Source organism: Streptomyces sp. NPDC019396 (assembly GCF_040632375.1).
Lineage (GTDB): Bacteria > Actinomycetota > Actinomycetes > Streptomycetales > Streptomycetaceae > Streptomyces.
Window position 1 is genome coordinate 92,456 of record NZ_JBEYBS010000013.1, and the last position, 13,988, is coordinate 106,443.

12 protein-coding genes are annotated in these 13,988 nt (G+C 68.7%); 2 read left to right on the forward strand and 10 right to left on the reverse strand.

What is annotated here, in order from left to right:
• Positions 1-47: 47 nt before the first annotated feature.
• Both ABZ532_RS17235 and ABZ532_RS17240 read right to left on the reverse strand, forming a co-directional pair.
• Positions 48-1,337 carry a DUF2092 domain-containing protein gene (locus ABZ532_RS17235; protein ID WP_361283459.1) on the reverse strand — a complete coding sequence of 430 codons (1,290 nt, stop codon included), beginning with the start codon at positions 1,335-1,337 and terminating at the stop codon, positions 48-50.
• 174 nt (positions 1,338-1,511) lie between these two features.
• The gene (locus ABZ532_RS17240; protein ID WP_361283461.1) at positions 1,512-2,522 is read right to left on the reverse strand and encodes a polyprenyl synthetase family protein; all 1,011 of its coding nucleotides are present in this window, start codon (positions 2,520-2,522) and stop codon (positions 1,512-1,514) included.
• A 284-nt stretch (positions 2,523-2,806) separates the two neighbouring features.
• Here ABZ532_RS17240 and fahA point away from each other — a divergent pair, with 284 nt between their 5' ends.
• Positions 2,807-4,036: a fumarylacetoacetase gene (fahA, locus tag ABZ532_RS17245; RefSeq protein ID WP_361283463.1), complete on the forward strand. Its 1,230-nt coding sequence runs from the start codon at positions 2,807-2,809 to the stop codon at positions 4,034-4,036.
• Between the two features lie 64 nt (positions 4,037-4,100).
• Here the strand turns inward: fahA and ABZ532_RS17250 are convergent, their stop codons facing one another.
• Complete coding sequence (locus ABZ532_RS17250) at positions 4,101-4,430, reverse strand: hypothetical protein (RefSeq protein ID WP_361283465.1); 330 nt, start codon at positions 4,428-4,430, stop codon at positions 4,101-4,103.
• Positions 4,431-4,598: 168 nt separating this feature from the next.
• Between ABZ532_RS17250 and ABZ532_RS17255 the strand changes: the two genes are divergently transcribed.
• Entirely contained in the window at positions 4,599-5,456 is an 858-nt protein-coding gene (locus tag ABZ532_RS17255) for a DUF4190 domain-containing protein (RefSeq protein ID WP_361283467.1), read from the forward strand.
• 149 nt (positions 5,457-5,605) lie between these two features.
• Here the strand turns inward: ABZ532_RS17255 and nuoN are convergent, their stop codons facing one another.
• From nuoN to nuoH, 7 genes are read right to left on the reverse strand one after another with little or no spacing between them, the layout of a single operon-like run.
• Positions 5,606-7,255, reverse strand: a complete 1,650-nt coding sequence (gene nuoN, locus ABZ532_RS17260; RefSeq protein WP_361283469.1) for an NADH-quinone oxidoreductase subunit NuoN — start codon at positions 7,253-7,255, stop codon at positions 5,606-5,608.
• A complete protein-coding gene (locus ABZ532_RS17265) occupies positions 7,252-8,850 on the reverse strand; it encodes an NADH-quinone oxidoreductase subunit M (protein ID WP_361283471.1) in 1,599 nt (532 codons plus the stop codon). The genes nuoN and ABZ532_RS17265 overlap by 4 nt, the downstream gene beginning before the upstream one ends.
• A 5-nt stretch (positions 8,851-8,855) precedes the next feature.
• Positions 8,856-10,760 carry an NADH-quinone oxidoreductase subunit L gene (nuoL, locus tag ABZ532_RS17270; protein ID WP_361283473.1) on the reverse strand — a complete coding sequence of 635 codons (1,905 nt, stop codon included), beginning with the start codon at positions 10,758-10,760 and terminating at the stop codon, positions 8,856-8,858.
• A 14-nt stretch (positions 10,761-10,774) separates the two neighbouring features.
• Entirely contained in the window at positions 10,775-11,074 is a 300-nt protein-coding gene (nuoK, locus tag ABZ532_RS17275; RefSeq protein ID WP_361283475.1) for an NADH-quinone oxidoreductase subunit NuoK, read from the reverse strand.
• Positions 11,071-12,018 (reverse strand): NADH-quinone oxidoreductase subunit J, encoded by a 948-nt coding sequence (locus ABZ532_RS17280; protein ID WP_361283477.1) that lies wholly within the window; start codon positions 12,016-12,018, stop codon positions 11,071-11,073. Before ABZ532_RS17280 ends, nuoK begins: the two co-directional genes overlap by 4 nt.
• Positions 12,015-12,650, reverse strand: a complete 636-nt coding sequence (gene nuoI / locus ABZ532_RS17285) for an NADH-quinone oxidoreductase subunit NuoI (RefSeq protein ID WP_361283479.1) — start codon at positions 12,648-12,650, stop codon at positions 12,015-12,017. The genes ABZ532_RS17280 and nuoI overlap by 4 nt, the downstream gene beginning before the upstream one ends.
• Complete coding sequence (gene nuoH / locus ABZ532_RS17290; protein WP_361283698.1) at positions 12,643-13,986, reverse strand: NADH-quinone oxidoreductase subunit NuoH; 1,344 nt, start codon at positions 13,984-13,986, stop codon at positions 12,643-12,645. The genes nuoI and nuoH overlap by 8 nt, the downstream gene beginning before the upstream one ends.
• Positions 13,987-13,988: the final 2 nt, after the last annotated feature.

Consider the following 13,988-nt stretch of genomic DNA (forward strand, 5'->3'; position numbering starts at 1 on the left):
CTACCTCAACGCGCTGCTCAGTTCACGCAGCTTCACTTCGCGTTGCTTCACTTCGCGCTGTTCGCGGCCTTGACCAGTGCGTCCGGGGTGACCGCGCCGACGAACACCTTGCCGTCGTCCGTCATCAGGGCGTTGACCAGACGGGTCTTGAAGACCGTGCCGGTGCCGAAGTCGCCATTGACCTTGTCCCCCAGCGCATCCAGGAACTTCGCGGCCTCCGGCGGCACATCGCCCTGGCCGTCCTTGCCGCCCTTGGACGCGGACAGGCCCTCGCCGCCGGGAGCCTTCAGCTCCGCGATGGAGGCCCAGCCCTCGCCGATGACGTTCAGCCCGTTGAAGTCCTCCATGCCCTCGAACTCCTTGGAGAACTTGGGGGCCGCGGACTCTCCGGGCTTGCCGGGCTTACCGTGGTCGCTGAGCTCATCCGCCTCGGTGACCTTCGCTCCCTTCGGCGGGGTGAAGTCGAAGACCGACGCGTCCGGCTTGGAGAAGTCGACCTTGGTGAAGCCCGCGTCGACCGCCGCCTTGCCGCCGTCGCTCGGCAGCACGGTGAACTTCAGCGGGACGCCGTTCTGCGCATCCACCGCGATCTTGATCGAGTCGATCGTCGAGCCGCTCTGCTTGGGCTTGATCACCAGCTGGTAGGCGTCACGGCCCGCGATACGCGCCGTGCCGTCGACGGTCACGGACGTCGTGTCGCCCGCCGCCTTCAGCGCCTCTTCGGCGAGCTGCTTGGGCGTGGTCGGCAGCTCATCGGGGCCCTGGTGCCCCTTGCCCCCGTCCTTGCCCGAACCGGCAGCGCCGTCCGCACCCGCCGTGGCGTCCTTGCCGTGCACGACCTCGTTGGCCGCGCCGTCGTACGTCCACACGTCGGCGCCGTTGTGCGTGACGCTGTACTCGTCGTCGCCGGACTCGAACGACATGCGCTGCCGGTCAGGCCCATCGGCGGCGATCTGCACCTTGTGCGTGCCCGAGGCCAGCTCCATCAGCTTGCTCGAGGCGTCCGGCGACGCCGAGGCACCGCCGCTCCCCGAGCCGGCTCCGGAAAGGAAGCCGCTCGCCAGACCGCCCAGGTCCGGAAGGCCCAGATCGGTGGTGATCTTCACTGTGCCGGACATCTGCTGGGTGTCAGAAGCGGCGATCTTCTCGATCAGCTGCTGAGCGCTGATCTTCGGCAGATCCGGGTCGCCGACGGCGGCAAGCGCCGGGACGAGCCCGATGGTCGCCGCGGCAACGCCCGCCACCGCGACCGGGACGGCATACCGCGCCGCCTTCCGGCGGGCGGGGCTGACCTCCCCGGGCCGGTCGGTGACTGCTGCGTTCTCGTTCGGTGCCATGGTGTGCCCTACCTCCGTGATAGCGGCGTCGTCCGTCCACACCATCTGACCAAAACGCCGGGCCGAAAGCGTCAGCCCCCGGAATCAACTCCGCGTACTGCTGCGGTATGACCCGGGGGCGTCAGAACTCAGCCGACCAGTAGGGGATGCATCAGGGGCCGGCGTCAGGACGCGTCAGCCGGCGCGGTGCACCACCGCGTCGCACAGGTCCTCCAGAGCGGCCCGGGCCGCGCCCTTGGGAAGCGGCGCCAGCATCGCCCGCGCCTCTTCCGCGTACCGCACCGTGTCCCGCCGCGCCTGCTCGAGGGCGGGGTGGACACGCAGCCTGGCCAGCGCCTCCGCATGCCGTGCGTCGTCCGTCAGATCCCCGTCCAGCAGCTGGACGAGCTCCAGGTCCTCGGGGCGCCGGTGCGCGGCGGCCTGCTCCCGCAGCCGGAGCACGGGCAGCGTGGGGATGCCCTCACGCAGATCGGTACCGGGCGTCTTGCCCGACTCGTGGGAGTCCGAGGCGATGTCGAGCACGTCGTCGGCGAGCTGGAAGGCGACACCGAGCCGCTCACCGTACTGGGTGAGCGTGTCGACGAGGCGCTCGTCGGCGCCCGCCATCATCGCGCCCAGCCGCCCGGACACGGCGACCAGCGAGCCGGTCTTGCCACCCAGCACGTCGAGGTAGTGCTCGACCGGGTCGCGGTCGTCGCGCGGACCGGCGGTCTCCAGGATCTGCCCCGTGACCAGCCGCTCGAACGCCTCAGCCTGGATCCGTATGGCGTCGGGACCCAGATCGGCCAGGATGTGCGAGGCGCGGGCGAAGAGGAAGTCGCCGGTGAGTACGGCCAGCGAGTTGCCCCAGCGGGCGTTGGCGCTGGCCACCCCGCGGCGCACATCGGCCTCGTCCATCACATCGTCGTGGTAGAGCGTCGCCAGGTGCGTCAGCTCGACGACCACGGCGGAGGGCACGACGCCCGGTGCGTACGGATCACCGAACTGCGCGCCCAGCATCACCAGCAGCGGCCTGAATCGCTTGCCCCCGGCGCGCACGAGGTGCTGTGCGGCCTCCGTGATGAAGGGCACCTCGCTCTTGGTGGCATCGAGCAGCCCGGCCTCGACTGCCGTCAATCCGGCCTGGACATCGGCCTCAAGAGCCTGGTCCCGCACGTTCAGCCCGAACGGCTCGACGACGGTCACGAGAGGTACTCCTGTCTGCTGACGATCACACGGCTTGTCGATGTGTCGTTGTCATCACTCAAGTCAGCGTATCCGGTCCTGTTTCGATCACTGGCGGCGCCTTCCCGCCACCCCGGTATGTTACTGATCTGGTCATATGGCCGTAAACGATAGTTTTGCCCTAAACCATCTGCTCCGGCGAGACGCGGCCGCGGTTTGCCCCGAGCGCCCCGTCGGACACTGACGCCAGGTGCACCGCCCACGTAACGTGTCCCCCACACACGTGGAAAGCGAGGCAAGCACCGATGCCCGAGCAGAGCCCGCTCGACCTGGCCGAGGGCGATCCCTTCGGCCCGCACAACCTCCCGTACGGGGTCTTCACCACCGCGGCAGAGCCCGACCGCCGCCGGCTCGGCGTCCGGATCGGCAACCACGTGCTCGACGCCGGGGCCGCCGCGCACACCCTCGGCTCCCCGTACGCCGCGCTGCTCGCCCAGCCGAGCCTGGGCCCGCTGCTCGCGGCGGGCCGCACGGCCTGGCGCGACGTACGGCGTGCGCTCACCGCCTGGGTGACCGTCCCCGCCCACCGCGAGGACATCGAACCGCTGCTCCACCCGCTCGCGGCGGTGACCCTGCACCTCCCCTACGAGGTCGCCGACTACGTCGACTTCTACGCCAGCGAGCACCACGCCACCAACGTCGGGCACATCTTCCGGCCGGACGGCGAGCCGCTGACCCCCAACTGGAAGCATCTGCCGATCGGTTACCACGGCCGCTCCGGCACCGTCGTCGTCTCCGGCACCGATGTCATCCGCCCCGCCGGCCAGCGCAAGACCCCCGCGGACCCGGCTCCGCTCTTCGGACCCTCCGTCAAACTGGACATCGAGGCGGAGGTCGGCTTCCTCGTCGGCACCCCCAGCGAGCACGGACGGCCCGTGCCTCTGTCCGGTTTCCGCGACCATGTCTTCGGGCTGCATCTCCTCAACGACTGGTCCGCACGAGACATCCAGGCCTGGGAGTACGTCCCGCTCGGCCCGTTCCTCGGCAAGTCCTTCGCCACCTCCGTGTCCGCCTGGGTCACCCCGCTGGAGGCGCTCGACGCAGCCCGGGTCGCCCCGCCCGCACGTGACTTCGAGCTGCTGCCCTATCTGGACGACTCGGGCGACGAGGAGCCCGGTGGCTTCGAACTGCACATCACGGTCGCGATCAACGGAGAGGTGGTCAGCGAGCCCCCGTTCGCGACGATGTACTGGACCGCCGCCCAGCAGCTCGCGCACATGACCGTCAACGGCGCCTCGCTGCGTACCGGTGATCTGTACGGTTCGGGCACGGTCAGCGGCCCCGAGGTGCACCAGCGCGGCTCGCTCCTCGAACTCACCTGGAACGGGCGGGATCCGCTGGACCTGCCGGACGGCAAGCGGACCTTCCTGGAGGACGGCGACGTGGTCACCATGACCGCGTGGGCGCCCGGCCCTGACGGTGTGCGGGTCGGCCTCGGCGAGGTCACCGGACGCGTGGTCCCGGCCGTCCGGTAGACCCGGGCGGTGGCTCAGCACGGCGGGCCCGTGCCGGTGTGGATCCGGTGCGGGCCCGCCGCCGTCACCACTGCTCGACCAGCCTGATCCCCACCAGCACCACCGCCGGCACCAGGCAGAACAGCACCCAGAACGCGACCAGCGGCCGGCGCCGGTGCGCCAAGTGCCCGACCGCGCCCGTGATCTCGACGGCGGCACCGATCGTGCCCAGCAGGCCGAGCACCGCCCCGGTCCAGTAGGCCCAGGAGTGCTCCCCGAGATACCTCAGCAGCAGCATGGCGGGCAGCAGCAGCACCGTGGGCCATGTGTCGGCGGAACTGGCGACCCGCTGCTGTGCGTCGTTGGTCTGACGGTCCTGCCCGTCCTTTTCCGACTGCTCTGCCGGCGCGCTCATCCGCTCTTCCCCCGTGTCCGGTGTGCTCGATGTCCTCAGTGCACTGGGTGCACTCGATGTACTCGATCAAGTCCCAGTGCCCTGAGAGTGGGACGCCGGACCCAGGGCGCGGGTTGTCATTGTCTGGCTATAAGTTCTGTCTCACCGTCTGTCCAAGGAGCTTGCGCAGTGTCCATACCGCCACCACCGCCCTCGTCCCCGCCGCCCGGGCCCTACGGGGCGCCCGGTCAGCCCGGCCCGTACGGAACTCCCGGTCCGCCGGGAGCACCTGGGCCTTACGGCCAGCCCGGTCAGCCCGGCCCGTACGGACAGCCGGGCCAGCCGGGCCCGTACGGCGGCGCGCCGGGCTGGCCGCCCCCGCCGTCGGAGAAGACGAACGCCCTGGCCATCGTGTCCTTCGTGATGTCGATCGTCTGCGGCATCCCGTTCGTCCCGCTGATCCTCGGCATCATCGCCCTCTCCCAGATCCGCAAGAACGGTGAGAAGGGCAGGGGCTTCGCGATCGCCGGTATCGCCATCCACGGCGCGGCGCTCCTGTTCATCGCGATCATGGTGGCCCTCGGGGCCTCCGGAGCGCTCGACGACAGCTCCTCCAAGCCGAAGCGCAGCACCAGTGGCCAGGTCACCGACCCGGGCTCCAGCGATGTCCAGGACATCCGCAAGGGGGACTGCTTCAACACCGAGGACGATCTGGCGGACTACGCGGAGGAGGAAGGCTCCCGGGCCGCGTACAAGGTGGACGTCGTGCCCTGCGCCGAGCCCCACGAGGGAGAGGCGTACGCCGTCTTCCAGTTGGAGGCCGGCGCGTACCCCGGTACGGAGAAGGTCGCCTCGCAGGCCGAGGAGAAGTGCAGCGGCGACCTGCTCACCGACTATGTGGGCGACGCCGCCAAGCTCCCCAAGACGATGAGCTTCTACTACTACCACCCGCAGCAGGCCGGGTGGGCCTTCGGCGACCGCGAGGTCACCTGTTTCCTGGGAGACTCCAGCGGCTCCAGCACCGGCTCGCTCCGCGGCGGCTCCTGACCAGCGGAGCTTCCCGGAACGGGGCACAGCCCTTACGGAGCGGCCATGCGCCGCCCGCGGACAGCGAAGCCGGAGGCCCGGCACCCTCTGGGGTGCCGGGCCTCCGGCTGGATGCCGCAACCGCGGCCGGGCCTCACCGGCCTGTCGCCCTACCGGACGAACACACTGGCCTGCCCGGCCAGATCCAGGAAGTACTGGGGCGCCACACCCAGCACCAGGGTGACCGCGACACCGACCGCGATGGTGGTCATCGTGAGCGGCGACGGCACGGCCACCGTCGGCCCCTCGGGCTTCGGCTCACTGAAGAACATCAGCACGATCACCCGGATGTAGAAGAACGCGGCGATCGCGGAGGAGATCACACCCACCACGACCAGTACGCCCGCGCCACCCTGAGCCGCCGCGCTGAAGACCGCGAACTTCCCTGAGAAGCCCGAGGTCAGCGGGATTCCGGCGAAGGCCAGCAGGAACACCGCGAAGACCGCGGCGACCAGCGGCGAACGCCGCCCGAGCCCGGCCCACTTGGAGAGATGGGTGGCCTCGCCGCCCGCGTCCCGTACCAGCGTGACGACCGCGAAGGCGCCGATCGTCACGAAGGAGTAGGCCACGAGGTAGAAGAGCACGGACGAGACGCCCTCGGGCGTGAACGCGATGACGCCGGCGAGGATGAACCCGGCGTGCGCGATCGACGAGTAGGCCAGCAGCCTCTTGATGTCGGTCTGGGTGATCGCGATGATCGCGCCGCCCAGCATGGTGACGATGGCGACCGCCCACATGATCGGCCGCCAGTCCCAGCGCAGCCCCGGCAGCACCACGTAGAGCAGCCGAAGCAGCGCTCCGAACGCCGCGACCTTGGTGGCCGCCGCCATGAAGCCGGTGACCGGGGTCGGTGCCCCCTGGTAGACGTCGGGGGTCCACATGTGGAACGGAACCGCGCCGACCTTGAACAGCAGCCCGACCAGGATCATCGCGCCACCGATGAGCAGCAGTGCGTCATTGCCCATGGTGGCGGCGAGCGCCGGGTCGATGGTCTTGACGGTGCCGTCCACCACGTCGGCGATCCTGGCGTACGACACGGAGCCCGCGTACCCGTACACGAGCGCCACGCCGAACAGCAGGAACGCCGACGAGAACGCCCCGAGCAGGAAGTACTTCATGGCCGCCTCCTGCGACAGGAGCCGCTTGCGGCGGGCCAGGGCGCACAGCAGGTAGAGGGGCAGCGAGAAGACCTCGAGCGCGACGAAAAGGGTCAGCAGGTCGTTCGCCGCCGGGAAGACGAGCATTCCGGAGATGGCGAACAGCGCCAGCGGGTAGACCTCGGTGGTGGTGAACCCGGCCTTGACCGCCGCCTTCTCGCTGTCGCTGCCCGGTACGGAAGCGGCCTGTGCGGCGAAGGAGTCGACATGGCTGCCGTGCGCCCCGGGGTCGAGGCGCCGCTCGGCGAAGGTGAAGATCGCGACGAGCGAGGCCAGCAGGATCGTGCCCTGGAGGAACAGCGCCGGCCCGTCGACCGCGACGGCGCCCATCGCGGCGAGATGCGCCTTGGTGCTGCCGAAACCCCCGGCGGCAAGGCCCACCACCGCGGCGAACGCGGCGGCCAGCGCCACGACCGACAGGAACACCTGCGCGGGATAGCGGCCCTTGCGCGGGACGAAGGCCTCGATGAGCACACCCACGATCGCCGCGCCGACCACGATCAGGGTGGGCGCGAGCTGGGCGTACTCGATATGTGGGGCCGGAATCTTGTCCAGCGGCTGGGCTGCCGTCGTCCACAGGCTGTGGACAGCTGTTGGGCTCACTTGGCCGCCTCCACCTCGGGCTGGGGGTCCTTCTGCTGTACGTCGGACATGGTGTGCTCCACGGCCGGGTTGACGATCTTCGTGAGGGGCTGCGGGAAGAAGCCGAGGAAGATCAGCAGCGCGATCAGCGGTGCGACCACCGCCAGCTCACGCGGTCGCAGATCCGGCAGAGCGCGCACCTCCTCCTTCACCGGGCCCGTCATCGTCCGCTGGTAGAGCACCAGGGTGTAGAGCGCGGCCAGCACGATGCCGAAGGTGGCGATGATGCCGACCACCGGATAGCGGGCGAAGGTGCCCACCAGGACCAGGAACTCACTGACGAAAGGGGCGAGTCCGGGCAGTGACAGGGTGGCGAGACCGCCGATGAGGAAGGTGCCGGCGAGCACCGGTGCCACCTTCTGCACCCCGCCGTAGTCGGCGATGAGCCGGGAGCCGCGCCGCGAGATCAGGAAACCGGCCACCAGCATCAGCGCGGCCGTCGAGATCCCGTGGTTGACCATGTAGAGCGTGGCACCCGACTGGCCCTGGGTTGTCATCGCGAAGATGCCCATGACGATGAAGCCGAAGTGCGAGATCGACGCATAGGCGACCAGCCGCTTGATGTCGCGCTGGCCCACCGCGAGCAGCGCCCCGTACACGATGCTGATCAGCGCCAGCACGAGGATCACCGGGGTAGCCCACTTCGACGCCTCAGGGAAGAGACCGAGGCAGAATCGCAGCATCGCGAAGGTGCCGACCTTGTCGACGACCGCCGTGATCAGCACGGCCACCGGAGCGGTCGACTCCCCCATGGCGTTGGGCAGCCAGGTGTGCAGCGGCCAGAGCGGCGCCTTCACGGCGAAGGCGAAGAAGAAGCCCAGGAACAGCAGCCGTTCGACGTTCGTGGACATCTCAAGATCCCCGCTGGCCCTCGCCTCGGCGATCTCCGTCAGCGAGAAGTTCCCCGCGACGACATAGAGCCCGATCACCGCGGCCAGCATGATCAGCCCGCCGACCAGGTTGTAGAGCAGGAACTTCACAGCGGCGTACGATCGCTGCGCCGCCGCGTTCTCCTCGCTGCCCGCGTGGGCGCGGTCCCCGAAGCCGCCGATGAGGAAGTACATCGGGATGAGCATGGCTTCGAAGAGAATGTAGAAGAGGAAGACGTCGGTAGCCTCGAAGGAGAGGATCACCATCGCCTCGACCGCGAGGATCAGGGCGAAGAAGCCCTGAGTGGGGCGCCAGCGATAGTTCTTGGTCTCCACCGGAGTCTCCCCGCCGGAGGCGGGGGAAGGATCGGCGTCGTGCCAGCCGGCCAGGATGATGAACGGGATGAGCACCGCGGTCAGCGCGATCAGCGCCACCGCGATCCCGTCCACCCCCAGCTCGTACCGCACACCGAAGTCCGCGATCCAGGCGTGGGATTCGGTCAGCTGGTAGCGGTCGCCGCCGGGCTCGAAGCGGGCGGTGATGATCCCCGCCAGGACGAGTGTGCCGAGCGAGACGAGCAGCGCCAGCCATTTGGCCGCGGTCCTGCGCCCGGCCGGGACGGCCGCGGTCGCGATCGCGCCGACTGCGGGCAAGGCCGCTGCTGCGGTAAGGAGCGGGAAGGACATGACAGTTACACCGACCTCATCAGCAGGGTCGCGGCGATCAGCACCGCCGTACCTCCGAACATCGAGACCGCGTAGGTGCGGGCGTAGCCGTTCTGCAACTTGCGCAGACGGCCCGAGAGTCCCCCGAACGACGCCGCCGTGCCGTTGACCACCCCGTCGACGAGGGTGTGGTCCACGTACACCAGCGACCGGGTGAGGTGCTCCCCGCCGCGGACCAGGACCACATGGTTGAAGTCGTCCTGGAGCAGGTCCCGGCGGGCGGCCCGGGTGAGCAGTGAACCGCGCGGGGCGGTCACCGGCACCGGACGCCGTCCGTACTGGGCGTACGCGAGCGCCACACCGATCACCATCACCACGACGGTGCAGATGGTCACCGTGCCGGCGCTGATCGGCGGATGACCGTGCTCGAAACTGGTCACCGGCTCAAGCCACTTGACGAACGACTCGTGGAAGGAGAAGAGCCCGCCCGCGAAGACCGACCCGAAGGCCAGCACGATCATGGGCACGGTCATGGTGCGCGGCGACTCGTGCGGATGGGGCAGCTCGCCGTTCTCGTCGGGCTGCCAGCGCTGCTCGCCGAAGAAGGTCATCAGCATCACGCGCGTCATGTAGTACGCGGTGATCGCCGCGCCCAGCAGGGCCGCGCCGCCGAGGATCCAGCCCTCGGTGCCGCCCTTGGCGAAGGCCGCCTCGATGATCTTGTCCTTGGAGAAGAAGCCGGACAGACCGGGGAAGCCGATGATGGCGAGATAGCCGAGGCCGAAGGTGACGAAGGTGATCGGCATGTACTTCCGCAGGCCGCCGTACTTCCTCATGTCGACCTCGTCGTTCATGCCGTGCATGACCGAACCGGCGCCGAGGAACAGCCCCGCCTTGAAGAAGCCGTGGGTCACCAGGTGCATGATCGCGAAGGCGTAGCCGATCGGGCCCAGGCCCGCCGCGAGGATCATGTAGCCGATCTGCGACATCGTCGAACCGGCCAGGGCCTTCTTGATGTCGTCCTTCGCGCAACCGATGATCGCACCGAAGAGGAGCGTGACCGCGCCGACGGTCACCACCGCGAGCTGGGCGGTGGGTGCGGCGTTGAAGATGGCACCGGAGCGGGTGATCAGATAGACGCCGGCGGTGACCATCGTCGCCGCGTGGATCAGGGCCGAGACCGGGGTCGGGCCCTCCATCGCGTCCCCGAGCCACGACTGGAGCGGCACCTGGGCGGACTTGCCGCAGGCGGCGAGCAGCAGAAGCAGCCCGAGTGCGGTCAGGGTGCTTTCGGAAGTCTTCCCCGTGGAGTCCAGCACCGGCCCGAAGGCGAAGCTCCCGAAGGTGGTGAACATCAGCATGATGGCGATGGACAGGCCCATGTCGCCGACCCTGTTGACCAGGAAGGCCTTCTTGGCCGCCGTCGCCGCGCTGGGCTTGTGCTGCCAGAAGCCGATCAGCAGGTACGAGGCGAGACCCACGCCCTCCCAGCCGACGTACAGCAGCAGGTAGTTGTCGGCGAGCACCAGCAGGAGCATCGCCGCGAGGAACAGGTTGAGATAGCCGAAGAACCGGCGGCGACGCTCGTCGTGCTCCATGTACCCGACCGAGTACAGATGGATGAGCGAGCCGACTCCGGTGATCAGCAGGACGAAGGTCATCGACAGCTGGTCGAGCTGGAAGGCCACATCCGCTTGGAAGCCCTCGACCGGGATCCAGGTGTACAGATACTGGGTCAGGGTGCGGTCGTCGCCGGGCCGGCCCAGCATGACGGCGAACAGCACCACGCCGATGACGAAGGAGGCGGCGGCGAGTGCCGTGCCGATCCAGTGGCCCGTACGGTCGAGCCGACGCCCGCCGAGCAGCAGCACCGCCCCGCCGAGCAGGGGCGCCGCGATCAGCAGCGCGATCAGGTTCTCTGCGTTGTCCACGAGTCTGCGACCCCTTACAGCTTCATCAGGCTGGCGTCGTCGACCGAGGCCGAGTGGCGGGAACGGAACAGCAACACGATGATCGCGAGCCCGACCACGACCTCGGCCGCGGCGACGACCATCGTGAAGAACGCGATGATCTGGCCGTCGAGATTGCCGTGCATCCGGGAGAAGGCGACGAACGTGAGGTTGCAGGCGTTGAGCATCAGCTCCACGCACATGAAGACCACGATCGCGTTCCGCCTGATCAGCACGCCCGCGGCACCGATGGTGAACAACAGTGAGGCGAGATAGATGTAGTTGACCGGATTCACCGCTTGACCTCCTCTCCGTCGCGCTGTCCGTCGCGCCCGCCGCCAGGGCGCCGCACATCGCGGTCGTGCTCCTCCCGGTGGCGCTCGTCCAGCGAGCGGCCCAGCCGCTCCTCGGAGCGCTGCTCGAGCGCCCTGAGGTCGTTCAGCGCCTCGCCGGACACGTCCCGGATCTGGCCGCGGGCGCGCAGGGTCTTGCTGACGGTCAGCTCGGACGGGGTGCCGTCCGGCAGCAGACCGGCGACGTCCACCGCGTTGTGCCGGGCGTAGACGCCAGGGGCGGGCAGCGGGGTAGGAAGCTTCCAGCCGTAGGTCGCCGATGCGGGGTGGTGGTCGGGCGTCGGAAGGGCGCTCGCCTCGCGGACCCGCTGCTCGGCCAGCTCCCGCTGGGTCCTGGCCCGTTCGGTGCGCTCGCGGTGGGTGAGCACCATCGCGCCGACCGCCGCCGAGATCAGCAGGGCACCGGTGATCTCGAAGGCGAACACGTACTTGGTGAAGATGAGGGCGGCGATGCCCTGGACATTGCCGCCCGCGTTGGCCTCACCGAGACCGATGAAGGAGCCGGGGCCCAGCGCGGCGTTGGCGATTCCGGCGATGAGCAGCACACCGAACCCGAGGCCGCAGGCCGCGGCCCACCAGCGCTGCCCCTTGATGGTCTCCTTCAGGGAGTCCGCAGCCGTCACGCCGACGAGCATGACGACGAAGAGGAACAGCATCATGATCGCGCCGGTGTAGACCACGATCTGGACGATGCCGAGGAAGTACGCCCCGTTGGCGAGGTAGAAGACCGCCAGGATGATCATGGTCCCGGCGAGGCAGAGCGCGCTGTGGACGGCCTTCTTCATCAGGATGGTGCACAGCGCGCCGATCACTGCGACCGTGCCGAGCACCCAGAACTGCACGGCCTCCCCGGTGGAGGTGGCTGCGGCGAGAGTGGCGGCGTTCATACGTCGACCCCCTCTGGCTGCTGCTCGTTGTCCGAACCGTTCTCGCCGCTCCCGGCCTTCTCTCCCTTGGAGACGGCGACCTGGGGCTCGGTGCCGACGGCGGCACCGGTGATCAGGCCCCGGTAGTAGTCCTGCTCGTCGGTGCCCGGGTAGATCTCGTGCGGAGTGTCGACCATGCCCGGCTCAAGTCCCGCGAGAAGCTGCTCCTTGGTGTAGATGAGGTTCTCGCGGGAGCTGTCGGCGAGCTCGAACTCGTTGGTCATGGTGAGCGCCCGGGTCGGGCAGGCCTCGATGCACAGCCCGCACAGAATGCAGCGCGCGTAGTTGATCTGGTAGACCCTGCCGTACCGCTCGCCCGGCGAGTAGCGCTCCTCGTCCGTGTTGTCCGCGCCCTCCACATAGATGGCGTCGGCGGGACAGGCCCAGGCGCACAACTCGCAGCCGACGCACTTCTCCAGCCCGTCCGGATGCCGGTTGAGCTGGTGCCGGCCATGGAAGCGCGGCGCCGTCGTCTTCTGCTGCTCCGGATACTGCTCGGTCAGCCGCTTCTTGAACATGGCCTTGAAGGTCACGCCGAAGCCGGCGACCGGGTTCTGGAACGCGCTCTCGGAATCGTGGGATCGCTCAGACACCGTCAGCCTCCTTTCCGTCACGAGGTCCGTCACTGTCAGTATTCGCGCCACCACTGACAATCAACTCGCGGTCGCGGCGCGAGCGCCTGCGGGGCACCGGCGGCAACTCCTGCCCGGGCAGCGGAGGCACCGGGAATCCGCCCGCCATCGGGTCGAACCCGGCGCCGGCCGCGGCGGTCTCCGCCGTCTCCCGGTCCGACTGCTCCTTCTTGCCCCGGAAGAGGTCGACCACGAAGGACAGCAGCAGCACGGCCAGTACGGCCGCCCCCACGTACAGCACGATCTGCGAGAAGTCCCTGCCTTCGTTGCGCAGCGCACGTACGGTCGCGACGAGCATCAGCCAGACCACCGAGACCGGGATGAGCACCTTCCAGCCGAGCTTCATCAGCTGGTCGTAGCGGACGCGCGGGAGCGTGCCGCGCAGCCAGATGAAGAAGAACAACAGCAGCTGCACCTTGATGACGAACCAGAGCATCGGCCACCAGCCGTGGTTCGCGCCCTCCCAGAACGAGCTGATCGGGTACGGGGCCCGCCAGCCGCCGAGGAAGAGGGTGACGGAGACCGCCGAGACGGTGACCATGTTGACGTACTCGGCGAGCATGAACATCGCGAACTTGATGGACGAGTACTCGGTGTTGAAACCGCCCACCAGGTCGCCCTCGGACTCCGGCATGTCGAACGGCGCCCGGTTGGTCTCGCCGATCATCGTCACGACGTAGATGAGGAACGAGACCGGCAGCAGCAGGATGTACCAGCGGTCCGTCTGCGACTCCACGATGGTCGAGGTGGACATCGACCCGGAGTAGAGGAAGACGGAGGCGAAGGCCGCGCCCATGGCGATCTCGTACGAGATCATCTGCGCGCACGAGCGCAGCCCGCCGAGCAGCGGATACGTCGAGCCGGACGACCAGCCCGCCAGCACGATGCCGTAGATGCCGACCGAGGCCACGGCCAGGATGTACAGCATCGCGATCGGCAGGTCGGTGAGCTGCATCGTGGTGCGCTGACCGAAGATCGAGATCTCGTCGTTGGCAGGCCCGAAGGGGATCACCGCGATCGCCATGAACGCCGGGATGGCGGCGACGACCGGCGCGAGGACGTAGACGACCTTGTCCGCGCGCCGGACGATCAGGTCCTCCTTGAGCATCAGCTTGACGCCGTCCGCGAGGGACTGGAGCAGACCCCAGGGGCCGTGCCGGTTTGGCCCGATGCGCAGCTGCATCCAGGCGACGACCTTGCGCTCCCAGACGATGGAGAACAGCACCGTAAGCATCAGGAACGCGAAGCAGAAGACCGCCTTGATGACGACGAGCCACCAGGGGTCCCGTCCGAACATCG

Coding starts and splice junctions, on each gene's coding strand:
- ABZ532_RS17280 (WP_361283477.1), bottom strand. CDS start 12,018: ATGAACGCCGCCACTCTCGCCGCAGCCACCTCCACCGGGGAGGCCGTG.
- ABZ532_RS17235 (WP_361283459.1), bottom strand. CDS start 1,337: ATGGCACCGAACGAGAACGCAGCAGTCACCGACCGGCCCGGGGAGGTC.
- ABZ532_RS17265 (WP_361283471.1), bottom strand. CDS start 8,850: ATGTCCTTCCCGCTCCTTACCGCAGCAGCGGCCTTGCCCGCAGTCGGC.
- fahA (WP_361283463.1), top strand. CDS start 2,807: ATGCCCGAGCAGAGCCCGCTCGACCTGGCCGAGGGCGATCCCTTCGGC.
- nuoH (WP_361283698.1), bottom strand. CDS start 13,986: ATGTTCGGACGGGACCCCTGGTGGCTCGTCGTCATCAAGGCGGTCTTC.
- ABZ532_RS17250 (WP_361283465.1), bottom strand. CDS start 4,430: ATGAGCGCGCCGGCAGAGCAGTCGGAAAAGGACGGGCAGGACCGTCAG.